Source organism: Ruegeria sp. AF8 (assembly GCF_056541825.1).
Genome location: NZ_JBQFYW010000006.1, coordinates 67,592 through 88,951, shown reverse-complemented (window position 1 = coordinate 88,951; position 21,360 = coordinate 67,592). Strand labels below are relative to the sequence as shown.

The following is a 21,360-nucleotide window of genomic DNA, read 5'->3' as shown; positions in this document are numbered from 1 at the left end:
GTTCAAATCCTCAGGTCCAGTCCGGATGCTGCAGTGCGAATTTCCCGCGGCTGGTTGTTTGAAGGTTCCGGGTCGTCTTCGGGAGTATTTCGGTTCGGTGTCTCTGCCTCGCCTTCTGTGTCGTTCGAACCATGACCCGGGTTGCGAAAATCAAAGGAGATCGAGTTATAGCCCATTTCCCTGAACTCGGCGGACAAATCCGATATGTTGCGGCGCATCAGTTCGAGCGTTTCGGCGCGATCGCCGGTGATCGTCAGGATCAGCATGTCGTCCTTTGTGCTCAAGCCCATGGAAACCCGTCCCAATTCTTCGGGGTTGAGGGAGATATCGATCCGGTCAGTACCGGGCCTGGTGGCAATGGCCGCGGAAATCTGTGCGCCGATGGACCGCGGGATGTTGGCGCGGGATATCGCGATGAGCGTGCCGTCCTTGGAAGGGGAAATGCGCGAAATATCGACCTCACCCGCCCTTTCCCCTCCCTGAACGCTCGGTTCCGCATCGGGCAGGAACTGCTCTGCCGCCTGCGATTGTTCGAAGTTCGGAATGGCAGCGGGCATCAGTGCCGGTGGTGGGGGCTGTGGCGCCGATTGGAGCCCCCCCGTCAACATACCGCTGCCGCCCGGAGGTTGAACAAAAGGAGCCTCCGTGACGCCCTCGGCGCCGGCATCCGCGACCTGCCCGTGCATCGACGCCAACACCGCCACCTTTACGTTGATGCTGCCGGGCTGGTCATTTTCCCGGCAAGGCAGATCGAAACTGGCCGCGGCGACAATTTTACCTGAGCTGACAGTGTTCCCCGCGGTCGAGTTTCTTGCACTATTTGCCGTTTCTTCGACCTTCGCGGCCTGCATTTGATTGCCGAAATGCTGCGTTTCAGATGCCTCTGACTTTTGACCAAGACCGACCGCCAACCGCGCCCCATCGGGCTTTGGAACGGTGTTTTCGGCCCGCTCCGACAACTTACGCAGACCTCCCGGCCTAGATGCAAGGCTGTCATCTGGGAATACCTGAGCAGCCGTCGCGCCCGCAGTTCTTCCTCCGTCGCGCTCGCCCTCTCGAGCTTGGACGTTTTCGGTCAGCGCCAAATCAACGTCAGGTGATTCCGGCGCCTCTGGCGGTTCCGGCGTATCGGCGGGTCCGGGTTTTTTGCTTTCCGTCGCCAATTCCTGTGTGCCGGGCGCGGCGTTGCTTTGATCCTTGCCTGCGCCGCTTTCCGTGCCTTCGACAAAGCTTCCGAAGGGTTTTGCCCCCTTTCGATGTTGCAAAACATCCGCTGACCCGGCTCTTTCCGGCCGACGCGCGGTATCCATGCCGGAACCGCTTGGAATGATGGGGCTGGCTGTATGCATCGCTTCCTGCGCAACTGTTTCCTGCCTCACATTGATCTCAATCCGGTTACGTTTTTTTTAACCGCCATACTTTTTCATCTTTCAAGTTGGATACAATTATCGAGGTTTCATGATGCAAGTCTCTCCGCATGGGCCATTTGAAGCCCTTGATCGAGGTATGCCGAAAAAGGCCCGGGCCGCCTGGCAAGCGGCGCAGAACGTCGAATCAGCGTTTCTGGCAGAGATGCTGAAATCCGCCGGCCTGGCAAAACCGAGCGAGGCGCTCGGTGGTGGCGCCGGAGAGGATCAGTTTTCCTCGATGCTCGTCCGCCATCAGGCCGAACAATTGACCAGAGCCGGCGGCATCGGCCTGACAGAGGTGATCTTCAACGCGTTGACGAGAGCAGAAAATGACAAGCAACGCCCGGAATGAGCTGATCGATGCGCTTCACGCGGTGCTGGAGAGAGAGCGGAACGTGCTGATCGCGGGACGGCTCGATCAGCTGAACGCCCTGACGGACAAAAAGGAAGGCCTGATCAACGCGCTGGGCGGTGCGCGGATGGCGGAACAAGATGAGCTTCGCGGTCTGCAGCGCAGAATCGAGCGGAATCAGGTGTTGTTGCAAAGCGCAATGGACGGGATTCGTTTCGTGTCCGCGCGTATCGCCGAGCTGAACGACATCAGACAGGGGCTGGAAATCTACCAAAGGGATGGGCGCAGGGACCGGTTTCCAATTCGTGGCAACGGCAAGCTGGAAAAACGCGCGTAAACGACGGGTTGATTCAAATTGACCGAACAAGGGCCGAAGCCTTTAGCACTCCATTAGGATATCTCGGCCCAAGTTGGCCTCGCACCTCGGGAACAGGTGGCGCGATGCCTCGAAGGTCAATCGCAGAAGTCAGAAAGACATAGCACCCGCAGCGAGCGCGGGATGGAACCGGGCGTCGAAACGCCCATGAAAAGAGGAAAGAAAATGTCCAGCATTCTGACAAACAACGGCGCAATGGTCGCGCTGCAAACCCTCAAGGCAGTCAACAGCAATCTTGCAATGACGCAAAGCGAGATTTCCACCGGCAAATCGGTTGCATCCGCCAAGGACAACGCGGCCGTCTGGGCCATTTCCAAGGTGATGGAATCCGACGTGCAGGGGTTCAAGGGAATTTCCGACAGCCTGTCACTGGGAGAATCAACCGTCGCGGTGGCGCAGAACGGGGCCGAATCGGTGACCGATCTGCTGACCCAGATCAAGGAAAAGGTTGTTGCGGCACAGGAAGAAAATGTCGACCGTGGAAAAATTCAGACCGATATTTCTGCATTGAGAGATCAGATCAACTCGGTCGTCGGCGCGGCTCAGTTCAACGGCCTCAATCTGTTGAGCAACAAGGATACCACTGCGGGATCGGGCACCGTTCAGGTTCTCAGTTCGCTTGACCGGAACCCGGATGGATCTGTGGATGTCAGCCATATCGACGTCGGTAAATTCGATCTGGGAATCGAAGCGGCGGACTGGTCCGTTGGTACCGCCGCCGCTGCCGGATCGGGCGCAACGATCAGCGGCGGTCTCGATGCCGCTGCAGCTGTCGCGTTGACCGGTGCGGCAACGCCGCCCACTACGACTTTGGTGGTGGACAGCGTGACGGCAGGAACCGGTATCCAGATCAATATCTCGGGCGCAGCAGGGTCGGTCGGCGCGGGGTTCGATGATTCCAGCCGCGATGTGTCTTACGTGGCACGGGACGGTGATACTCAGGCCGATGTCGCGAACGGGTTGGCCCAGGCCTTTAACGATCGCGTCGCGTCGGCGATCGAATCTGGCACTCTGGCTGCGGATTCCAGCCTGGCCGCTTCGGTTGCGGTTGCCTCGGATGGGACCGCGACCATCACCTTCACCGGAGAAACCGGCGCTGGCAACAACGTGTCGCTGCAGGCGATTGAAACCGCGGATGTAGAAATCGGCGGCGGACTTGAGGGCCTGGCCGGTATCGATGTCTCGACCGGGGCCGGTGCAAAGAGCGCCCTGACGGAAATCGAGGGCTTGATCCAGACGTCGATTGACGCGGCGGCCTCCTTTGGTTCTGCCCGTGGACGGATTGAAACCCAGTCGGATTTCGTTTCCAAGCTCAGCGATTCGCTGAAATCCGGCATCGGCGCGATGGTTGATGCGGATATGGAGGAAGCCTCGGCGCGTCTGCAGGCGCTGCAAACGCAGCAGCAGCTTGCCGTGCAGTCGCTGTCGATTGCCAATCAGGCTCCGCAAACCATCCTGTCGCTGTTCCGCTAACCGTGGATCGTGGCCGGAGCACCGAAAGGCGCTCCGGCACTAAGCCAAAACCTGAGACAAACCGGAAGGATCCAAAGTGACACCGCAGACTTTTGCTCAGAAAGCGTATGCGCAGGCCCATATTCCGATCAGCACGCCGCGCGACACTGAATATGACGCGATTTCGCGCATCACCCACAGATTGAAGGTGGCGGCATCCCGAAAAGCTGTTGAATTCGGGAAATTTGCCGAAGCCCTGCACGACAACAGGCGGCTTTGGACCCTGCTTGCGACAGAGGTCGCGGATAACAAAAACGCATTGCCCGGCGACTTGCGGGCCAGAATTTTCTATCTTGCCGAGTTTACCCACCACCACAGCGGTTTGGTCTTGTCGGGCGAGGCCTCTGTCGATGCATTGGTAGAAATCAATGTCGCCGTGATGAAGGGGTTGCGCCAGATGGGGCAAGCGGCATGACGGGGCTGGTACTCAAACTCGCCCCTAAAGAACGGGTTCTGATAAATGGGGTTGTGATCGAAAACGGCGAACGGCGAAGCCGATTTTCGATCATGACGCCGCAGGCGAATGTGCTGCGGCTCCGTGACGCTATTCACCCGGATCAGGCCGGCACTCCGGTTCGGCGTGTATGCTATGCCGTACAGCTTGTTCTGTCAGGGGATATGAGCGGCGAAGAGGCGCGGCTGTCCCTGCTGCGCAGGATCGAGGAACTGAGCCAGGTGTTTACCGATCCCGACAGCCGCTCGATCCTGACGGAGGCAACGGACGCGCTGATTGCGGGACATTTCTACAAATGCCTCAAATCGCTGCGCTCACTTTTGCCGCGAGAAGACCGCCTGATGGCCTACAGGCAATGAATTTTCAGCCCGTCATACCCGCGGGCGGCCTGGTTGGCTGGCGTTTCCTGCAACGTACCTACACCAACCAGTTGGATGCTTTTTCCGGGTCACCTCAGATGGCGCGGGACTCGCGATATTTTCTCGAGAAGATACCGACCATCAAGTCGGCAGAAGATCTGGTGTCGGATCGCCAGTTGCTGCAAGTTGCCCTGGGAGCGTTCGGGCTGGAGGAGGATATAAACAACACCTATTTCATCCGCAAAGTTCTCGAGGACGGGACACAGGCGGATGATGCGCTTGCCAACCGTTTGTCAGACCAAAGATATCGTAAATTCTCGGCCGCTTTCGGATTTGGGCCAGGTGAAGCAGCAAGAACCGGTATCCCGGTGGAAATGTCAGAAATTGCCAGGAAAAACCTGTCGTCCCGTTTTGAAATCTCGGTGGGTGAGGCTGACAATTCCATGCGCGTGGCGCTTTACGCGCAGCGCGAATTGCCAAATCTCGCCGCTGTGTCGGGCAGCGAAGATGCCAGGTGGTTCCGTTTGATGAGTGTGCCACCCTTGCGTGAGATGATGGAAACGGCGCTTGGTCTGCCATCCTCTTTTGCGCAGCTGGATATCGACAAGCAGCTTGAGGTCTTCAAAGACAGGCTCAGCGCGCGGACGGGGTCTTCTGATCTGTCGCAATTCACCGAACCCGCGCAGCTTGAGGAATTGACCAACACTTATCTGGCTCAGTCGCAAATATCGTCTTATGCGACCGGAGCTTCTTCTGCCAGCATCGCGTTGACCTTGCTGCGGCAGGGCGGGTGATCAGTGCCGCCCGGCGATAGCCCAAGACGGTACGCAAAGCGCACAATGCAGGTCTGAACATCGAACAGGCTGAACCGTATTCACCTGTTTGCCAATGCGGTAGCGGTGTCGGCTTTTGTGCGAACCGCGTAGGAGACGACCGGCTGCGACACGTTGTGAAGCTGCACTTCGCCCAAAGGCGTCGCATCGGAACAGGCCGGTTCGATATCCTGCGACACGATGATCCGGTGCCCCACGGATTTTCCATAGTCTCCGAGCCTTGCCGCGATATTAGCCGCCGACCCGATAACGGTGAAATCCAGCCGCTCGCGCGAGCCGACATTGCCAAAGGTCACTCGGCCATAGGAAAGTCCGATGGCACAGTCGCACCGGACATCCGACGCGGAAATACGCAACGCGGTCACGCGCTCGACAATCTCGACCGCCGAACGCTGCGCGTGAAACCGGGCCTTGGCCGGATCATCGCCCGCAGGGAAAACTGCCAGCACCGCGTCGCCGATGAATTTCAGAACTTCGCCACCCTGCTCGTGCACCACGCCTGAAACGGTTTCGAAAAAATCGTTCAGCAGCCCGATGTAATCGGCCCGCCCCAGTTTTTCTTCCAGCATTGTCGAGTCGCGCAAATCGCAGAACATGATCGCGGCATCGATTTCATCGCCGTCGCCACGCCGGATTTCTCCGCCAAGAACCCGCGCGCCGGTGCGTTTTCCGACATAGGTTTCAAGCAGCGTCTGCGCATTTTCCCGCTGTGTGAACACCTCGTAGAAACGCCCGATGATGGCTGAGCATTCAAAAACCAGCCCGAGGTTCTCGGTTGTGAAACCCTGCGGATGATCGCAGGTCAGCGTCAACACATTCGTACGCCCATCGGAAAATGGCAGCGGCATCGCCACATAGTCGGTCGCCCCCTTGGCGCGCAAATCCTCCATGATCGGAAAGCTGTTTTCTGGGTGATCGTCATCCAGCCGCTGCCGTACCCCGCCCAACCCGTTCGACACGTGCCGCAGCGGGCTGTTGGTATAGGCGGGGTGGTCATAAATCTCATAGGTGGGTGCAAAGGTGGAAATCTCGTCCGCCCCTTTCTCCCAGATGTAGTGTTTCCCGGCAATCAACGGGTGCAGCGACCACACAAGGATGCCCAACCGCTGAATCGCAATCCCCTGCTCCAGCATCTTTTCGGCCAGCGTCTGGGTGAACTCTTCGGGTGTTGCGACGGTCGAGGCCCCGCGCATCAGCCAGGTGATGAGAGGCCCGCCGACATTGCTGTCGTCGGGTTCTCTGAACTCATTCTCTCCCAGATCGATTCGCGTATAGGCGCCGGGCATGAAGCCGATATAGCCCTGAATATCCAGGCTCTCGGGCAATGCGTCGTCGTAGGCCCATACCGAATTGCGCATATGCGCTTCGCCCAACAAGATATCGCGATATGTGGCTGTTCCCTTGAACGGGCAAAAGGTCTGCAATTCGGTCGGATCGCCAAGCGGCGCTTTCACGTCTTCTTTCGGGAAGTAGATCGTCGGCGACAGGCGCGTTTCATACATGACCTTGGCGCGGCTGCTTTCGGCCAGCAACACATCGTCGCGATAGACCGCGACACGGCCCTTCAGCGGTTCGATGGAGATGCTGTAGCCTTTGGTGCGTGGGGCGCTGTGCACGTTCATGCGCGGCCTCCTTTCCCCTGACCTGGATAATAAGGATGGGCGCGGCGACCTCGCTTGCCAAGGGCAAACGCGGTGTTTTTTTGTCGGCCGGGAGCGAGCAAAATGGTCAGATCATCTGAATGACGTCTTTTTCGATCGCCAGCATATAGCCTTTCCGCGAGATATTCTTGACCAGCAGCTCGCTGACCATCTGATTGCCCAGCGCATCACGCAGTCGCTTAATCCGTGTTGCTCCGGCGGCCTCTTCGCAATCCGAGGCATCCTTGCCCGAGATCATCCCTTCGATCTCGGCGCCCGACAGGATTTCGTCGTCCAGGCGGGATTCGGCGAGAACAGACAGGGTTTCGATCGCCGCAGGGGTCAGCTTGAAATCCATATTGTTGAGATAGACGGTATTCTCTTCCCGGCTGATCAAAAGGGACGTTACCTGTATGCCGGTGCGCTCGATTTGCGCCATGCGGCGGTTCAGCAGGACCAGCATCGTCAGAAAGACCAAAGCCGCGATCATCATCGCGCTGGCGAAAACCAGAAGGACAAAGATGACCATTCGGTAACTCGACAGCGTATCCGCGAATGCAGTTCCGGACTGCGCCAGTATTTCAAGCAGTTTGATTTCGGCCTGCGATGTCAGATCGCTTTCGACAAACAGCCGCTCGACCCGGGCGTTGAATGCGTTCGCATCCGGCAAGGTCCAGAACAAAAGGGCCGCGGCCGCGATCAGGATTCCAACGATTGCGGCGATGCCGGCCCCGACCAGCCGTGTTCCCGAACGCCGGGCCTCAGAAACGGAGATAATACTGTCCGGCATTCGCCTTCCTCTCGTTCAGGCCTTCCGGGCCAAAAACCGAAATCACATTCAGCAGTTTCCATCCGGCCGCGTTCAGGCGCGCGGACACTTCCTGTTTCGCGCCGCCTTTCGAACAGTTTGATACCTGCATTACCCCATAATGGAGCCGCAGGGGCGAATCCTGTTTGGCCTTGTAGTCGGCATAGCACTCCGCCGCATGAGCAGCAGGTGTCAGGGATATCAGGGCCGCAATGGCCATCAAAGCGAGGATCTGTTTCATGAGCAGCATCCTGCGCGGGGTTCGTCGGATATTCAATAACCCCAAGGATTTGCCCGCCGTGATATCCGATAACAACAGGCCGATATTGCCTGTCCGAAATTGGCGGGGTCAGGGTCGATGCATCACGGGGCGATCCCGATTACGGATCGTGAGATTTATTGAAAGGACATCGACCATGCATCGTAAATTCATTGCTCTGATCGTTTCCGCCGCTATCGCGATCACCGGCATTTCCGCCTCTCAGGCGAAAGCCGCCGATACGCATGACATTTTGGGCGGGCTTGCCGCCATCGCGATCATCGGGGCGGCCGTCAACCAGTACAACAAGAAGAAAAAGGAGGAGCGCGCGCGTTCGGTCACCCGCCAGTATGACAACTATTATGACCGGCCGCAGCGCAAAAGGCATCATGTTCAGCCGCTTCCCAAAAATGTGGCGCGCTATGATCTGCCGCAACGGTGTCTGACAAGGGTCAATGGATATAGCAACAACCACCCCTTGCTGAGCGAGCAATGTCTTCAAAGGCACTACAAGCACGCCCGCTATTTGCCGAGTTCCTGCAAGGTCGGCTTTTGGAATGGCAATCGGGTGCAGCAGGCCTATGAACCGCGTTGCCTGCGCCAGCAGGGATATCGGGTCGTTCATTTCCGCTGAGTTTCGAGCAGAGCGGCGCCACAGAAGCGCCGCGCGGGGGAGGGTGGCACATCGCCGCTCTCCCTTTTTTCTTGCGTCTTGCCGGGAAACAAGGTTTGCCAGGATCATGACGGCACCCAATTATGACCTTGAATTGGCGCTCAGGGCGCGTGGCTTTCTCAGGATTGCAGGATTGGATGAGGTCGGTCGCGGACCGCTGGCCGGACCGGTGGTCGCCGCTGCGGTGATTCTCGACCCCGACAATATCCCCGACGGGCTGAATGACTCCAAAAAGCTCACGGCCAGGCGCCGTGCGGGGTTGGACAAAATACTGCGCGGTACCGCCGAAGTGTCCGTTGCCGAGGCGAGCGTGGAAGAGATTGACCAACTGAATATCTTGCGGGCATCACATCTGGCGATGGAGCGGGCAGTTGCCGCCCTCGACCCCGCGCCAGACTTTTTGTTGATCGACGGCAACATGATCCCGCGCGGACTGGGTCTTCCCAGCCAGGCAGTGGTAAAGGGAGACACGCAGTCGGTGTCGATCGCGGCGGCCTCAATTGCGGCGAAAATATGGCGCGATCAGGTGATGGTGGATTTGGCGCAACAGCATCCCGGCTATGGCTGGGAACGGAATGCCGGATATCCCTCCAAAGAACACAAAGAGGCACTCCGAAATCTTGGGGTGACCCCACACCATAGACGTTCGTTCAAGCCCGTCCACAATATCTTGTATCAAGAGTAATTTGTAAGCCACTGATTCAAAAAAGAAATTGACGACGAATCAGGATTGACTCATCCTTGTCTCAACCAAATGAGCGCAAAAGCGCCGTGGAATCTGAGGCAGAGACATGACCACAACCAAGACCAAGGGCGCGACCGCGCTCCCATTAAACACGATTCTTTCCGGGGACTGCATCGAAGTGATGAACAGTCTGCCAGCGGCGTCGGTTGACCTAATTTTCGCGGACCCGCCCTATAATCTGCAGCTCAAGGGGCAACTGCACCGCCCGGACAACAGCCAGGTGGACGCGGTCGACGATCATTGGGATCAGTTTTCCAGTTTTGGTGTCTATGATCATTTCACCCGCGAATGGCTCAAGGCGGCGCGTCGTCTACTGAAACCCGACGGTGCAATCTGGGTAATCGGCTCTTACCACAACATTTTCCGCGTGGGGTCTGCCCTGCAGGACGCGGGTTACTGGATTCTGAACGACGTTGTCTGGCGCAAGTCGAACCCGATGCCGAATTTCCGCGGCAAGCGGTTCACCAATGCGCATGAGACGATGATCTGGGCCTCGAAACGGGAAGGGGCCAAATACACCTTTAATTATGAAGCGCTAAAGGCCCTGAACGAAGGCGTGCAGATGCGCAGCGACTGGGTGCTGCCGATCTGTACCGGGCACGAGCGCCTCAAGGACGAAAACGGCGACAAGGCGCATCCGACGCAAAAGCCTGAATCGCTGCTGCACCGTGTACTGGTCGGGTCGACCAATCCCGGCGACGTTGTTCTTGACCCGTTCTTCGGGACCGGCACCACCGGAGCGGTCGCCAAGATGCTGGGCCGGGAGTTCATTGGCATTGAGCGGGAAGAGGCGTATCGCAAGGTGGCCGAAAAACGTATTGCCAAGGTTCGCAAATTCGACCGCGAGGCGCTGGAGGTCAGCGTCAGCAAACGCGCCGAACCGCGCGTGCCTTTCGGCCAGCTGGTCGAGCGCGGCCTGTTGCGCCCGGGCGAAGAGCTGTATTCCATGAATCAGCGTCACAAGGCCAAGGTGCGCGCCGATGGCACCCTGATCGGTGACAACGTCAAGGGCTCGATCCATCAGGTTGGCGCACATCTGGAAAACGCGCCGTCCTGCAATGGCTGGACGTACTGGTGTTTCAAGCGAGAGGGCAAGACCGTGCCCATCGACGTGTTGCGGCAGCAGATCCGGGCTGAAATGCACAACTGATCCACTCGAGGTTTCCACTCATACCGCCGGTGCCTGTGGCCTGACACATGGCACTATGACTTGCCCCGCCGAAATACGGCGGGGCCTTTTCCTTTTCGTCGCAGGGTGATTGGATAAAGGGAATTTCCTGTTTGCTGTTTGAAAGCGAAGGAGTCCGGCATGACCGATACAACAGCTGCCCGCTCACCCTTGGATCGGTTCTCCATCTCGCGGCCGGACGAGTTCGATATGGACAACAAATACACCGAAGCTGCACTGGAACGGCACAAGCGCGAGGGGCTGGAACTGGCGGTACGTGCACGCTGGATCGCAATGGGGCTGACCGCGCCGCTGCTGGTTTTTCTCAACCCGAACTGGGACGTTCTCTATTATCATTTCATTCTTGCGCTGATCTGCGCCAATGGCTGGCTGATCCGGCGCGCCGGGCGTGTCGGGCAGTCGCGGGCCGAGTTGCTGCTGATCTTTGTCGATCTGCTGATCATGACGCTGGGCATGGTGATCCCCAACCCGTTCAGCGACGATGTGCGGCCATTGGCGATGCAGTACCGGTTCGACAACTTTCAGTACTTCTTCATCATTCTGGCGGCCGGGACGCTGGCTTATTCCTGGCGCACGGTGATCGCCATCGGTTCGTGGACCACAGCCATGTGGACCGTGGGCTGGATCGTCGCGTGGTGGGTCTCAGCACCGATTCCGGGCCTGAGCCAGCAGGTGGCCGAGGCCTTTGCAGGATTCCCAGACGTCGCCGAACTGCTTGATCCCAACAGCTTTATGATCCCTCAACGCATCCAGCAGGTCATCGTCTTCATGATGGTTGCGGTAACGCTGAGCGTTTCGATGCGGCGGCTCAACCGGCTGTTGATGACCAATGCCGGGCTGGAACGCGAGCGGGCCAATCTGTCGCGCTATTTCTCGCCCAATGTGGTGGAGGAGCTGAGCCAGAACGACGAACCGCTCAAGCAGGTGCGTCAGGCCGATATCGCGGTGCTGTTCATCGACATCGTGGGATTTACCAAATTCGCGGCCTCCCGTGATCCATACGCGGTGATCGAGGTGTTGCGCGGATTTCATGCGCGGATGGAAAGCGAGGTTTTTCGCCATGGCGGCACGCTTGACAAGTATTTGGGCGACGGGCTGATGGCGACCTTCGGAACGCCCCTTGCGGGCGACCGGGATGCCTCCAATGCACTGGCCTGCGCGCGATCGATGATTGACGCGATCGACCGCTGGAATGTCGACCGGCGCCGGGCGGGCGAGCCGGAGATCCAGATTGGTATCGGAATTCATTTCGGTTCCGTGGTGCTGGGCGATATCGGCGCAAACCGACTGGAATTCGCGGTCATTGGCAACGCGGTGAACGTGGCGGCCAAGCTCGAAGCGCTGACCCGTGATTTTGGCACCCGGATCGTGATGAGTGATGATCTGCGGCGGCGGGCGCTGGAGGATGCCGGTTCGAATCCGGAAATGATGACAGGGTTCGAGTTGCGCGCGGATCAGGACATTCGCGGCGTCGCACAAACCATGAGTGTCTGGACAATGTGAAAAAGCGCTCCCGCCCGTCGGAGGCGCATCAAAGATGCACCGCCTTCGGTTGGGCCAGGCAGCACGCGGGGCAAACCCCGCGTGCTGCGGCTGCGTCCCCTATCCAGGACTTGGGTTTTGGGCTTTGTTGTAGGGTTTCCAGTTGGTGATCTCGGGATAATATTGCCGCCGCCATGCGCGAACGCGCGGGTTCATCACGCGCCGCCAGAGCGGCGGGACCATCGCCGCCACGGTCATCACCGGGTAACCATAGGGCAGTTGCGGGGCGGCATCGATCGTGTGGTTCTGCAGCAGGGGAAACCGGCGGTCGGACTTGTAGTGGTGGTCGGAGTGGCGCTGAAGGTTGATCAGCAGCCAGTTCGACGCCTTATGCGCCGCATTCCACGAATGGCAGGGGCGGACATGTTCGTACTTGCCCTCTCCGAGATGTTTCCGGGTCAGACCGTAATGTTCGACATAGTTCACAAGCTCCAATTGCCAGATTGCTGTTCCCGCCTGCACCAGAAACAGACCCAGCCCGCTCCACCCGCCGAGTACCAGCGCCAGCAGCAGCATCGCCGCCTGCAGCGTCCAATAGCGCCAGAACGGGTTGGACGGGTCGGTCCATGGCAAACCCTTGCGCGCAAGCATGTCCCGTTCCGCGCGAAAAGCGGAACAGAGGCTCTGCCGGAGAACGCGGGGATAGAAGCGGTGGAAACCTTCGTTGTAGCGCGCCGTCACCGGGTCGCGCGGGGTGCCCACATAGCGGTGATGGACCAGCAGATGCTCGGACCGGAAATGTGAATAGAGCACCATTGCCAGCAGCACGTCGCCCATCCATCGTTCCGTCCGGCTTTTCTGATGCATCAACTCGTGACTGTAGTTGATGCCGATGGTACCAGAAAGCACGCCCATACCAAAGAACAAGGCAATTTTTTCACCTGCGTCCAGATGTGTGGAGTGGTTCGCGTACCAGATCAGGCCAAACAGGGTTATGAATTGGACCGGCACCCAGGCCTTGGTCAGCAGGATATGCCAGCCAAGCTCTTCATCGGGCGTATCGGGATCAGCATTTACCAGATTCAATCCTGTCAGCTGATCCAGAACGGCAAAGACCCACCACGTCGATAGGGGAACCAGGATCAACCACCATCCGCCAAGAATGGCTGTGAGCCAGATCAGGGGGATCAACAGGAACGAAATCCAGTACGGCAGTGCGGATTGCCAGCGGGGCGATGCTTTGGTTGCGTTCATTTCCGGGATCCGTATTTCAACTGTGCGGAGAGTAGTTGTATGGGCCGCAGTTGCCTATCTGCCTATTCGCCGCGCCACAGATCATAGGCCTTGCGCATGACGGTTGGCAGGGCCGAGGGTTGGAATTCGTGCTTGCCGATGATCGCCGCGCCCTCGGTTTGAAAGTCGGAGGCCACCATGGCCGTTCGGATTCGCAGGATCAGGTGAAAGTGGGTGAAGGTGTGGCGCACTTCCTCGGGCAGCGTGCGCCAGTCGGCGGCAAAGGGCGGCGTCTCGTCCGGGGTTTCGGACCAGTCCGGTCCGGGCCAGCCCAGCATGCCGCCCAAAAGCCCCGTGTCGGGCCGGCGCTCCAGAATCCATGCGCCGTCCGGTCGGCGGGCGATATAGACAAAGCCATATCTGGTTGGTTTGGGTTTCTTTGGGTTTCTCTTCGGGAGATCGGCCGTTGTGCCCGCAACCCGTGCCTGGCAGACCTCGCGCAAAGGGCAGATTCCGCAAGCCGGAGATTTCGGGGTACAGATCGTTGCGCCCAGATCCATGATCGCCTGCGCATAGTCGCCGGGGCGCTGCGAGGGCGTCAGGGCCGCCGCCCGATCCTTGAGAATGGGTTTCGAACCGGGCAGGGGATCATGAATGTCATACAACCGTGCCATCACCCGTTCGACATTGCCATCCAGCACGGTTTCCGGCCGATCAAATGCGATGGCCGAAATTGCCGCTGCCGTATAAGGCCCGACCCCCGGCAACTTGATCAGAGCATCATAGGTTGTGGGGAATCTTCCCTGATGCTCTTCGGCCACCAAGCGGGCGCATTTCAACAGGTTGCGGGCGCGGGCATAGTATCCGAGCCCCGCCCATTCGGCCATCACCCGATCATCCGCTGCGGCGGCCAATGCGTGAACCGTAGGCCAAAGGGCAACGAAACGCTGAAAGTAACCGCGCACGGCCGCAACGGTGGTCTGCTGCAGCATCACTTCGGACAACCAAACGCGATAGGGATCGGGTTGCCTGCCCGTCCTGCGCGCGGCTGGGCCGACACGCCATGGCAGGTCGCGGGCATGCCGGTCGTACCAGTTCAGCAAGTCGGTACTTAAGTCGGTTTCCATTCCGTCACGCAAGATTTATTCCTCGAATTGTCGGGTTTCGCTGGCACCCGACCCGCCGACCATTACAATAGCGGCACAGGAGTCGGAAACCAGATGTCGCCACGCCCGTCCACCACACGCGGATTCAAGCGAACCGCGACGCTGCTGAATGACCAGATCCGGCGCGCCGGAGAAAGTCGCGGCTTTGCAGTGTCGCGGCTGCTGACTCATTGGCCAGAGATTGCAGGGCAGGATATTGCGGCAATCGCGCGACCGGTCAATATCGGCTATGGCAAGGGTGGGTTCGGTGCGACCCTGACTGTTCTGACGACGGGGCCGCAGGCACCGATGCTGGAAATGCAAAAGGAACAGCTGCGCGCCAGGGTGAACGCCGTCTACGGCTATAATGCGATCAGCCGTATCCGCGTCACCCAGACTGCGCCCACCGGATTTGCCGAAGGCCAGGCCAGTTTCCAACCCAAGCCGAAGGCGGATAAACCGACCATCGCCCCCGCCATCGCCGCCGAGGCCGACCAGGCTGCCAGCGCTGTTCATGACAGTGATCTGCGCGCCGCCCTTGAACGTCTTGGCCGCAACGTATTATCCAAACAAAAACGCTGAGAAAGGGCAGGATATGACCCGAATTGCAACCGTAATCTGTGCGGCTATCGCCGTGGCCGCCGGGGCCTATTGGCTGACAAGCACACCGGCTGATCTTCCCTCGATCCCGCTGGTGGCCGAAGCCAATGCGCAGGAAGCGGACATCGACACCTCGACCATCGTCGAGATGGTTCAGGGCGACGAAAACGCGCCGGTCGAAATCATCGAATACGCCTCGTACACCTGCCCGCATTGCGCGACATTCCATGCCGGGCCGTACAAGCAGCTGAAAAAGGATTTCATCGACACCGGCAAGGTCAGGTTCGTCTATCGCGAGGTGTATTTCGACCGGTTCGGATTGTGGGCTTCGATGATTGCGCGGTGTTCGGGGCCGGACAAGTTCTTTGGCATCACAGATCTGATCTTTGACGGCCAATCCGAATGGGCGCGCGCGGGTGGACCCAGCGAGGTGGTGGACGAACTGCGCAAGATCGGACGCCTGGCGGGGATCGAAAACGAACAGCTCGACGCCTGCCTGCAGGATTCGGCCAAAGCGCAGACGCTTGTCGCATGGTATCAGGAAAACGCCGAGCGTGACGGCATCAACGCCACTCCCAGCTTCATGGTGAACGGCGAGAAGGTCGAAAACCAGTCGTATGCCGATTTCAAGCAGTTGATCGAAGAAGAGCTGGGCAACTGATGTCGTCCCCTCTTGCCGGTTTGAAGGTCATTGAGCTGGCGCGTATTTTGGCCGGCCCCTGGGCTGGCCAGACCTTTGCGGATCTGGGCGCCGAGGTCATCAAGGTCGAGTCCCCGGCCGGCGACGATACGCGCGCTTGGGGGCCGCCATTCGTAACGCGGGACGAGGATGTTTCGGCCGCCTATTACCATTCGGCAAATCGGGGCAAGGCGTCTGTCACGGTTGATTTTTCGACCCCAGAAGGTCAGCAGCGCGTTCGTGATCTGGTGGCGGACGCGGATGTTTTGATCGAGAACTTCAAGGTTGGCGGGCTGAAGAAATACGGGCTGGATTATGACAGCCTGAAACGCGTCAACCCCCGCCTGATCTATTGCTCGATCACCGGATTCGGGCAGACCGGACCCTACGCGCATCGCGCGGGCTACGACTTTATCATTCAGGGCATGTCCGGCCTGATGTCGATCACGGGCGAGCCCGAAGGCCAGCCGCAAAAGGCAGGTGTCGCGATCACGGATGTGTTCACGGGCATCTATGCCGTTGCAGGTGTTCTGGCGGCGCTGCATCAGCGCCAACGCACCGGCAAAGGGCAACAGGTGGACATGGCGCTGCTGGATGTGGCGGTGGCGGTGACCGCCAATCAGGCGCTGAACTATCTGACCACCGGCCAGGCGCCCGAACGGATGGGCAACGCGCACGTGAACCTGGCACCCTATCAGGTCTTCGATTGCGCCGATGGCCATATCATCATCGCTACCGGCAACGATCGGCAATATCAGCGGCTTTGCCGGGTGCTGGGGCTTGAGGACATGGCCGAAGCGCCCGAGTTCCTGCGTAACAGGGACCGGCTGGCCAATCGCCGGGTGATGATCGCGCGGCTGAACGGGGCCACCGCGCAACGTGGCAAGGCCGACCTGTTGGCCGCCTGCGAGGCCGAAAGCATCCCGGCCGGACCGATCAACACGCTGGACGAGGTGATGGCAGATCCTCAGGTGACCGCACGTGGAATGCAGATCGAACTGGATGGCGTTCCGGGTGTGCGCTCGCCCTTTGTCTTTTCGGATGCGGAGCTGACCCTGACGCGGCCCGCCCCCAAACTGGGCGAGGACAACTGATCAGGGCGACGGTGCCTTGGCCAGCAGCATGTCCCGCACCATGTCCGCCTGTTCCACCTGCAGACGAACGGGCAGAGTGATGACCTTGCTGCGAAACTTGGGCGGCAGGCGCACAGCGTCTTTTTCGGTGGTAACCATCTGCGCGCCCAAAAGTTTTGCTTCGTGCTCCAGCCTGCTCATCAGCGCGGGCGTCAGCGGCTGGTGATCATCCAGCGCTTCAGCCCGTTTCAGCTCTGCGCCCAATCCACGCATCGTTCGGAAGAACTTGTCAGGATGTCCAATGCCGGCAAAGGCAAGGACGGGTGTGCTGCTCCAGTCCATGCCGGTTTGCAGCGGCAAAAGCTCACCCGTCGCGTGCGGAATGGGGATTTTCGCCTGCCATAATTCGATGAACTGTTCCTGCGCCGTGGGCGGACCGAGCGACAGGACAAGATCGGCACGGCGCAAGCCGGCCTCGACCGGTTCCCGCAAGGGGCCTGCGGGCAGGCACAGGCCATTGCCAAATCCCCGCATCGCGTCCACCACGATCAGCGACAGATCCTTGTGCACGGAAGGGTTTTGGAAGCCGTCATCCAGAACGATGACAGTGGCCCCGTCTGCGGCGGCCGCCTGTGCACCGGCGGCGCGATCCTTGGCGACCCAGACCTCGGCGAAGGCCGCCAGCAGCAGCGGCTCGTCCCCGACCTGCGCCGCGGTATGGCGAGAGGGATCGACCCGGACCGGGCCGACCAGAGATCCGCCATGGCCGCGCGTGACGATATGCGGCGTGTGCCAGGCATCGCGCAGCTGTTCGACCACCCAGATCACGGTCGGGGTCTTGCCGGTTCCTCCTGCATTGAGGTTGCCGATGCAGATGACCGGCACGCCAGGCCGGACGCCGTCGGCTGTTGCCAGCCGGCGCGCGGTGGCGCGGGCATAAATATCGCCCAGTGGTTTCAGCAGCCGCGCCCGCCAGTCCAGACGGTCGGCGGGGGTGTGCCAGAACTCAGGCGCCCGCATGATTTGCCCCCCGTCTATCGAGCGTTTCCTGCACCATGTCCGTCAACTGGTCGATCAGTTCCGCGCCTTCGCTGACGACCTGCCAGCCCGCGAGGGCCATATCAGCCACCTGATCGGGGGCCAGAAGATCGGCAACAGCCTCCCCTAGTTCTTCGGCGGACCGTACGATGCGCGACGCCTTGGCATTCGCCAGCCGCGCGTAGACACCCGTATAGTAGCGGACATAAGGTCCATGAATGATGCCCGAGCCCAGTGCCACCGCATCCAGCGGGTTTTGTCCAAGAGCTCCAAACTCCAGCGAACTTCCGAGGAATGTCAGCGGCGACACGCGATACCACAGACCCAGACCCTGAGGATCGGAACACAGAATGACTTGCGTATTGTCTTCGATCGCGTCGCCCGCGTCCCAGTCGGCACAACGCAAATCCACATTGTGCAGCCGCTTCCGCAGCGGCCCCGCCTCGGTTGCGTCGGCGACATGCAGGATAAGCACCAGACGGGGAAGCATGCGAAGCGCGTGGCGGTGCGCGGTCAGAACCGTGATGAATTCCTTGTCCTGAACCCAGGCGGCCAGCCACACCGGGCGGCTGGTCAATGCGTGATTGGCCTCGATCAATTCATCTTCAGGCCAGGGGAGCGGGTTCGGGCTGACCCTCAACAAGGCCGAGACGGATACTTTGGAAAAGGGAACACCCAGCCGGCGAATTTGACGCGCCTTGTCTTCGCTGGTCGTAAGGATCGCGCGAAAGCAGTTCAAAGTGTGGCGCGGGATATCCGGCAACCACCGGTGGCGGCGCGGAACCACGACATCGATTTCGCCTTCCAGCAGGATCAGGGGAATACCGCGATCTGCCGCATCAGAAATAAGATTGGGTAACAGCCCACCGCCGACCCACACGCCCATGTCCGGGCACCAGTGATCCAGAAACCGGCGAACTGCATTTGTATTGTCTTCGGGCAGTCGGAAAACCGGCGCGATCATGCCACCCCAGTCGGTATCTCCAGAACCGTTGGGAATGGTGAACATTACTGACAGGTCCGGTCTGAGTTGCTGCAGGCGGCGGCAAAAATCGTTAACCGGGGCAACATGTTTTCGCGCCGCAACGTGTATCCACAATACTTCGCCTTTCGGACGCGGCGGCGCGTCGCTGTCGCCGGGCTTCGAACCGCGCCAGGACAACACCCGGTATGCCGCCAGGCTGAGAGAGCGCGAACGGGTCACGATGCCCAACCGACACCGGGTTCAAGTTCGGCCATCAGCAGCGAATGCAATAGCGCCCCCGCCGCGACAACACCGTCAAGCCGGGGTTGCGGATTGTTGAAGCGCAAAGCCTGCCCGTTTTTGTCGGTGCACGCCCCTTGTGCCTCACGCAGGATCAGATCGCCGGCGGCGATATCCCACTCCCAGCTCGGTCTCAGTGTCAGCATCCCGTCGAACCGGCCCTGTCCGACCAGCGCCATGCGATAAGCCAGAGAGGGCCGGTACGCCCGGACAAACACCGGTGCCACGCCACCCCGCCAATGACGCCCGTCAAGGTTGGGTTTGGCCGCGAGGATCTCGGATTTCTCCATATCGCTCGCCTCGGTCGCGCTGATCGGCGTGCCGTTCAGCGTTGCGCCTTCGCCCTCAGCGGCGGCATATAGCAGATCGCGCTTCGGTAGATAGATCACCGCTGCGGTTATGACACCGTCGCGCGCCACCGCCAGGGAATGCGCCCAGGTTTTCGAGCCTTCCGCAAAGCTGCGGGTGCCGTCGATCGGATCAATGATAAACACATGCTCCCGATGTAGGCGGTCGTCGTTGTCCTCGGTTTCCTCGCTCAGCCATCCATAGCCGGGCCGGGCCGAAGGCAGTCGTTGTTCCAGCATCGCGTTGACTGCCAGATCGGCCTCGGTCACCGGCCCACCGCCCTGTGGCTTGTCCCAGCGCTGCGCCGTGTCCCCTGAATACCGGGTGGCGATCCGCCCGGCCTCCAGCGCGGCATCGACGAGCAGGGACAGATCAGTTACCGGCAAGGGTCATCCCTTCGACAAGAAGTGAGGGGACCACGCGAGACAGGTATCCGCGCGCATCGTTGGCCGGAATGATCCGTCGCAGCATGTCGCGTAGATTGCCCGCGATGGTGCATTCGTTGACCGGGTGCGAGATTTCGCCGTTCTCGACCCAGAACCCCGACGCGCCACGCGAATAGTCGCCGGTATTGGGGTTGATGGTCGAACCGATCATGGAAGTGACCAAAAACCCGGTTCCCATGTCGCGCAACAGGCCGTCGCGGCCTTGGTCGCCCTGCGTCAGGCTCAGGTTCCAGTTGCTCGGCGATGGCGGGCCGGAAACGCCGCGCACCGCGTTGCCGGTTGCAGGCATATCCAGTTTGCGCGCGCTGGACAGATCCAATGTCCATCCGGTCAGAATGCCGTTTTCCACGATCGCCCGCCTTGCGGTGGGCAACCCTTCGGCATCGAAGGGGCGCGATCCCGAGATGCGGGGGCGGTGCGGATCTTCGATCAGGGACAATGTATCGGGCAAGACGCGCTCGCCCATACTGTCCTTGAGCCATGAGGAACCCCGGGCGATGGCCGCCCCGTTGCTGGCGGCCATAAGATGCCCGATCAGCGACGAGGAAATACGTTCGTCAAACAGGACCGGAAAGGTACCCGTTCTGGGTTTCCGCGCCCCGTGCAGACTCACCGCGCGCTCCCCCGCGCTTTGCCCGATGTCCCGGGCCTCGCGCAGGTCGGCCTGGAAGGTGCGGCTGTCGCCGTCATAGTCGCGTTCCATCCCGGTGCCCTGACCGGAAATCGCCACGCAGGATATGGAGCGGCTGGATCTTGCATACCCCCCCGAAAACCCGTTCGTCGCGCACAGATGCACGCGGTGCACACCAAAGCCCGCCGCCGCATCGGATACCTGAGTGACGCCTGCGACCGACATGGCCGCCGCCTCGGCTTCGAGGGCGTCCCGCATCAGCGCCTCGGCCGTGGGTTCGGGTGCGGGGTCGACCAGCTCCAGTATGTCGGTCTTCCATGATCTGGCGATCTGATCCGAAGCCGCCAGCCCCGAATAGGGGTCTTCGGGCGCCTCCCGTGCCATTGCAACGGCGCGTTCGGCCATCGCGGCCAAAGTCTCTGGCCGGCTGTCGGAACTGGATACAATGGCCTGGCGTTTGCCCAGAAAGACCCTCAGACCAAGATCGACCCCTTCGGATCGTTCCGCTTTTTCCAGCGTCGCATTGCGGGTTTCGACGGAAATCGAGGACCCATCGATCACGATCGCGTCTGCGGCATCCGCACCCGCCTTGCGGGCCGCATCCAAAAGCGCATGGCTGATTTCTTCGGGTGTCCGTGTCATTTGGCCTCCGTCGTATATTCTGGACCTAGCCTTGCACCGTTCATGCTGCAAGGCCCGAACGCTTGAGAAAGCGGGTATGCCACCGGTGAATTGGACAGAATTCCGATCTGCAAACGCCCGTCTTCGCGCGAATCAAAACAAAAAGGGCCGCCAAGCCGGCGGCCCAAGGT

General features: G+C 60.0%; 23 protein-coding genes. 13 read left to right on the top strand and 10 right to left on the bottom strand.

Translation table 11 applies throughout. The features are described 5' to 3' along the window. Nucleotides 1–2 precede the first annotated feature (2 nt). Entirely contained in the window at nucleotides 3–1,379 is a 1,377-nt protein-coding gene (locus ACR0AO_RS12320) for a flagellar hook-length control protein FliK (protein ID WP_480603930.1), read from the bottom strand. A gap of 127 nt (nucleotides 1,380–1,506) precedes the next feature. Between ACR0AO_RS12320 and ACR0AO_RS12315 the strand changes: the two genes are divergently transcribed. From ACR0AO_RS12315 to ACR0AO_RS12290, 6 genes are all read left to right on the top strand, one after another. Next, nucleotides 1,507–1,761, top strand: a complete 255-nt coding sequence (locus ACR0AO_RS12315; protein ID WP_480603926.1) for a rod-binding protein — start codon at nucleotides 1,507–1,509, stop codon at nucleotides 1,759–1,761. Next, complete coding sequence (locus ACR0AO_RS12310; RefSeq protein WP_480603923.1) at nucleotides 1,739–2,098, top strand: flagellar biosynthesis protein FlgN; 360 nt, start codon at nucleotides 1,739–1,741, stop codon at nucleotides 2,096–2,098. Before ACR0AO_RS12315 ends, ACR0AO_RS12310 begins: the two co-directional genes overlap by 23 nt. Nucleotides 2,099–2,302: 204 nt before the next feature. After that, nucleotides 2,303–3,610 carry a flagellin N-terminal helical domain-containing protein gene (locus tag ACR0AO_RS12305; protein WP_480603920.1) on the top strand — a complete coding sequence of 436 codons (1,308 nt, stop codon included), beginning with the start codon at nucleotides 2,303–2,305 and terminating at the stop codon, nucleotides 3,608–3,610. A 76-nt stretch (nucleotides 3,611–3,686) separates the two neighbouring features. Then, the gene (gene flaF, locus ACR0AO_RS12300) at nucleotides 3,687–4,064 is read left to right on the top strand and encodes a flagellar biosynthesis regulator FlaF (protein ID WP_480603917.1); all 378 of its coding nucleotides are present in this window, start codon (nucleotides 3,687–3,689) and stop codon (nucleotides 4,062–4,064) included. Continuing rightward, entirely contained in the window at nucleotides 4,061–4,462 is a 402-nt protein-coding gene (gene flbT, locus ACR0AO_RS12295; protein ID WP_480603915.1) for a flagellar biosynthesis repressor FlbT, read from the top strand. The genes flaF and flbT overlap by 4 nt, the downstream gene beginning before the upstream one ends. Next, a complete protein-coding gene (locus ACR0AO_RS12290) occupies nucleotides 4,459–5,256 on the top strand; it encodes a DUF1217 domain-containing protein (RefSeq protein WP_480603912.1) in 798 nt (265 codons plus the stop codon). The genes flbT and ACR0AO_RS12290 overlap by 4 nt, the downstream gene beginning before the upstream one ends. Before the next feature lie 80 nt (nucleotides 5,257–5,336). Here the strand turns inward: ACR0AO_RS12290 and ACR0AO_RS12285 are convergent, their stop codons facing one another. The 3 genes from ACR0AO_RS12285 to ACR0AO_RS12275 form a co-directional block, all read right to left on the bottom strand. Then, nucleotides 5,337–6,917: a DUF427 domain-containing protein gene (locus ACR0AO_RS12285; RefSeq protein ID WP_480603909.1), complete on the bottom strand. Its 1,581-nt coding sequence runs from the start codon at nucleotides 6,915–6,917 to the stop codon at nucleotides 5,337–5,339. Between the two features lie 106 nt (nucleotides 6,918–7,023). After that, entirely contained in the window at nucleotides 7,024–7,725 is a 702-nt protein-coding gene (locus ACR0AO_RS12280) for a winged helix-turn-helix domain-containing protein (protein WP_480603905.1), read from the bottom strand. After that, the gene (locus ACR0AO_RS12275; protein ID WP_480603902.1) at nucleotides 7,697–7,984 is read right to left on the bottom strand and encodes a hypothetical protein; all 288 of its coding nucleotides are present in this window, start codon (nucleotides 7,982–7,984) and stop codon (nucleotides 7,697–7,699) included. Before ACR0AO_RS12275 ends, ACR0AO_RS12280 begins: the two co-directional genes overlap by 29 nt. A gap of 175 nt (nucleotides 7,985–8,159) precedes the next feature. On the opposite strand from ACR0AO_RS12275, the gene ACR0AO_RS12270 reads away from it, so the two are divergent. The 4 genes from ACR0AO_RS12270 to ACR0AO_RS12255 all read left to right on the top strand — a co-directional run bounded on the left by ACR0AO_RS12270 (nucleotide 8,160) and on the right by ACR0AO_RS12255 (nucleotide 12,112). Then, nucleotides 8,160–8,636 (top strand): hypothetical protein, encoded by a 477-nt coding sequence (locus ACR0AO_RS12270; protein ID WP_480603899.1) that lies wholly within the window; start codon nucleotides 8,160–8,162, stop codon nucleotides 8,634–8,636. Nucleotides 8,637–8,742: 106 nt separating this feature from the next. Next, a complete protein-coding gene (locus tag ACR0AO_RS12265) occupies nucleotides 8,743–9,360 on the top strand; it encodes a ribonuclease HII (protein ID WP_480603896.1) in 618 nt (205 codons plus the stop codon). 106 nt (nucleotides 9,361–9,466) lie between these two features. Then, nucleotides 9,467–10,570 (top strand): DNA methyltransferase, encoded by a 1,104-nt coding sequence (locus tag ACR0AO_RS12260; protein ID WP_480603894.1) that lies wholly within the window; start codon nucleotides 9,467–9,469, stop codon nucleotides 10,568–10,570. A gap of 159 nt (nucleotides 10,571–10,729) precedes the next feature. Continuing rightward, the gene (locus tag ACR0AO_RS12255; protein WP_480603892.1) at nucleotides 10,730–12,112 is read left to right on the top strand and encodes an adenylate/guanylate cyclase domain-containing protein; all 1,383 of its coding nucleotides are present in this window, start codon (nucleotides 10,730–10,732) and stop codon (nucleotides 12,110–12,112) included. A gap of 99 nt (nucleotides 12,113–12,211) precedes the next feature. Here the strand turns inward: ACR0AO_RS12255 and ACR0AO_RS12250 are convergent, their stop codons facing one another. Beyond that, nucleotides 12,212–13,345 carry an alkane 1-monooxygenase gene (locus ACR0AO_RS12250; RefSeq protein WP_480603891.1) on the bottom strand — a complete coding sequence of 378 codons (1,134 nt, stop codon included), beginning with the start codon at nucleotides 13,343–13,345 and terminating at the stop codon, nucleotides 12,212–12,214. Nucleotides 13,346–13,407: 62 nt separating this feature from the next. Beyond that, a complete protein-coding gene (gene mutY / locus ACR0AO_RS12245) occupies nucleotides 13,408–14,451 on the bottom strand; it encodes an A/G-specific adenine glycosylase (RefSeq protein ID WP_480604166.1) in 1,044 nt (347 codons plus the stop codon). Between the two features lie 93 nt (nucleotides 14,452–14,544). Here mutY and ACR0AO_RS12240 point away from each other — a divergent pair, with 93 nt between their 5' ends. From ACR0AO_RS12240 to ACR0AO_RS12230, 3 genes are read left to right on the top strand one after another with little or no spacing between them, the layout of a single operon-like run. After that, complete coding sequence (locus ACR0AO_RS12240) at nucleotides 14,545–15,051, top strand: DUF721 domain-containing protein (protein ID WP_480603888.1); 507 nt, start codon at nucleotides 14,545–14,547, stop codon at nucleotides 15,049–15,051. Between the two features lie 13 nt (nucleotides 15,052–15,064). Then, a complete protein-coding gene (locus ACR0AO_RS12235) occupies nucleotides 15,065–15,730 on the top strand; it encodes a DsbA family protein (protein WP_480603886.1) in 666 nt (221 codons plus the stop codon). Continuing rightward, nucleotides 15,730–16,842 carry a CaiB/BaiF CoA transferase family protein gene (locus tag ACR0AO_RS12230; protein WP_480603881.1) on the top strand — a complete coding sequence of 371 codons (1,113 nt, stop codon included), beginning with the start codon at nucleotides 15,730–15,732 and terminating at the stop codon, nucleotides 16,840–16,842. Before ACR0AO_RS12235 ends, ACR0AO_RS12230 begins: the two co-directional genes overlap by 1 nt. Here the strand turns inward: ACR0AO_RS12230 and lpxK are convergent, their stop codons facing one another. The 4 genes from lpxK to ACR0AO_RS12210 are packed head-to-tail and all read right to left on the bottom strand — an operon-like array spanning nucleotide 16,843 to nucleotide 21,190. Continuing rightward, nucleotides 16,843–17,841, bottom strand: a complete 999-nt coding sequence (gene lpxK / locus ACR0AO_RS12225) for a tetraacyldisaccharide 4'-kinase (protein WP_480603878.1) — start codon at nucleotides 17,839–17,841, stop codon at nucleotides 16,843–16,845. It abuts the gene before it with no gap. Further along, a complete protein-coding gene (locus ACR0AO_RS12220) occupies nucleotides 17,828–19,063 on the bottom strand; it encodes a 3-deoxy-D-manno-octulosonic acid transferase (RefSeq protein ID WP_480603876.1) in 1,236 nt (411 codons plus the stop codon). The genes lpxK and ACR0AO_RS12220 overlap by 14 nt, the downstream gene beginning before the upstream one ends. Then, on the bottom strand, nucleotides 19,060–19,857 hold the full coding sequence (locus tag ACR0AO_RS12215; RefSeq protein WP_480603873.1) for an inositol monophosphatase family protein: 798 nt from the start codon (nucleotides 19,855–19,857) through the stop codon (nucleotides 19,060–19,062). Before ACR0AO_RS12215 ends, ACR0AO_RS12220 begins: the two co-directional genes overlap by 4 nt. Next, nucleotides 19,844–21,190, bottom strand: a complete 1,347-nt coding sequence (locus tag ACR0AO_RS12210; RefSeq protein WP_480603871.1) for a TldD/PmbA family protein — start codon at nucleotides 21,188–21,190, stop codon at nucleotides 19,844–19,846. The genes ACR0AO_RS12215 and ACR0AO_RS12210 overlap by 14 nt, the downstream gene beginning before the upstream one ends. Nucleotides 21,191–21,360: the final 170 nt, after the last annotated feature.

Excerpts from the sequence above, each read along its gene's own strand:
- ACR0AO_RS12315 (WP_480603926.1), top strand. The coding sequence starts at position 1,507 with ATGCCGAAAAAGGCCCGGGCCGCCTGGCAAGCGGCGCAGAACGTCGAA.
- ACR0AO_RS12310 (WP_480603923.1), top strand. The coding sequence starts at position 1,739 with ATGACAAGCAACGCCCGGAATGAGCTGATCGATGCGCTTCACGCGGTG.
- ACR0AO_RS12305 (WP_480603920.1), top strand. The coding sequence starts at position 2,303 with ATGTCCAGCATTCTGACAAACAACGGCGCAATGGTCGCGCTGCAAACC.
- flbT (WP_480603915.1), top strand. The coding sequence starts at position 4,061 with ATGACGGGGCTGGTACTCAAACTCGCCCCTAAAGAACGGGTTCTGATA.
- ACR0AO_RS12290 (WP_480603912.1), top strand. The coding sequence starts at position 4,459 with ATGAATTTTCAGCCCGTCATACCCGCGGGCGGCCTGGTTGGCTGGCGT.
- ACR0AO_RS12285 (WP_480603909.1), bottom strand. The coding sequence starts at position 6,917 with ATGAACGTGCACAGCGCCCCACGCACCAAAGGCTACAGCATCTCCATC.
- ACR0AO_RS12280 (WP_480603905.1), bottom strand. The coding sequence starts at position 7,725 with ATGCCGGACAGTATTATCTCCGTTTCTGAGGCCCGGCGTTCGGGAACA.
- ACR0AO_RS12275 (WP_480603902.1), bottom strand. The coding sequence starts at position 7,984 with ATGAAACAGATCCTCGCTTTGATGGCCATTGCGGCCCTGATATCCCTG.
- ACR0AO_RS12270 (WP_480603899.1), top strand. The coding sequence starts at position 8,160 with ATGCATCGTAAATTCATTGCTCTGATCGTTTCCGCCGCTATCGCGATC.
- ACR0AO_RS12265 (WP_480603896.1), top strand. The coding sequence starts at position 8,743 with ATGACGGCACCCAATTATGACCTTGAATTGGCGCTCAGGGCGCGTGGC.
- ACR0AO_RS12260 (WP_480603894.1), top strand. The coding sequence starts at position 9,467 with ATGACCACAACCAAGACCAAGGGCGCGACCGCGCTCCCATTAAACACG.
- ACR0AO_RS12255 (WP_480603892.1), top strand. The coding sequence starts at position 10,730 with ATGACCGATACAACAGCTGCCCGCTCACCCTTGGATCGGTTCTCCATC.
- ACR0AO_RS12250 (WP_480603891.1), bottom strand. The coding sequence starts at position 13,345 with ATGAACGCAACCAAAGCATCGCCCCGCTGGCAATCCGCACTGCCGTAC.
- mutY (WP_480604166.1), bottom strand. The coding sequence starts at position 14,451 with ATGGAAACCGACTTAAGTACCGACTTGCTGAACTGGTACGACCGGCAT.
- ACR0AO_RS12240 (WP_480603888.1), top strand. The coding sequence starts at position 14,545 with ATGTCGCCACGCCCGTCCACCACACGCGGATTCAAGCGAACCGCGACG.
- ACR0AO_RS12235 (WP_480603886.1), top strand. The coding sequence starts at position 15,065 with ATGACCCGAATTGCAACCGTAATCTGTGCGGCTATCGCCGTGGCCGCC.
- ACR0AO_RS12230 (WP_480603881.1), top strand. The coding sequence starts at position 15,730 with ATGTCGTCCCCTCTTGCCGGTTTGAAGGTCATTGAGCTGGCGCGTATT.
- lpxK (WP_480603878.1), bottom strand. The coding sequence starts at position 17,841 with ATGCGGGCGCCTGAGTTCTGGCACACCCCCGCCGACCGTCTGGACTGG.
- ACR0AO_RS12210 (WP_480603871.1), bottom strand. The coding sequence starts at position 21,190 with ATGACACGGACACCCGAAGAAATCAGCCATGCGCTTTTGGATGCGGCC.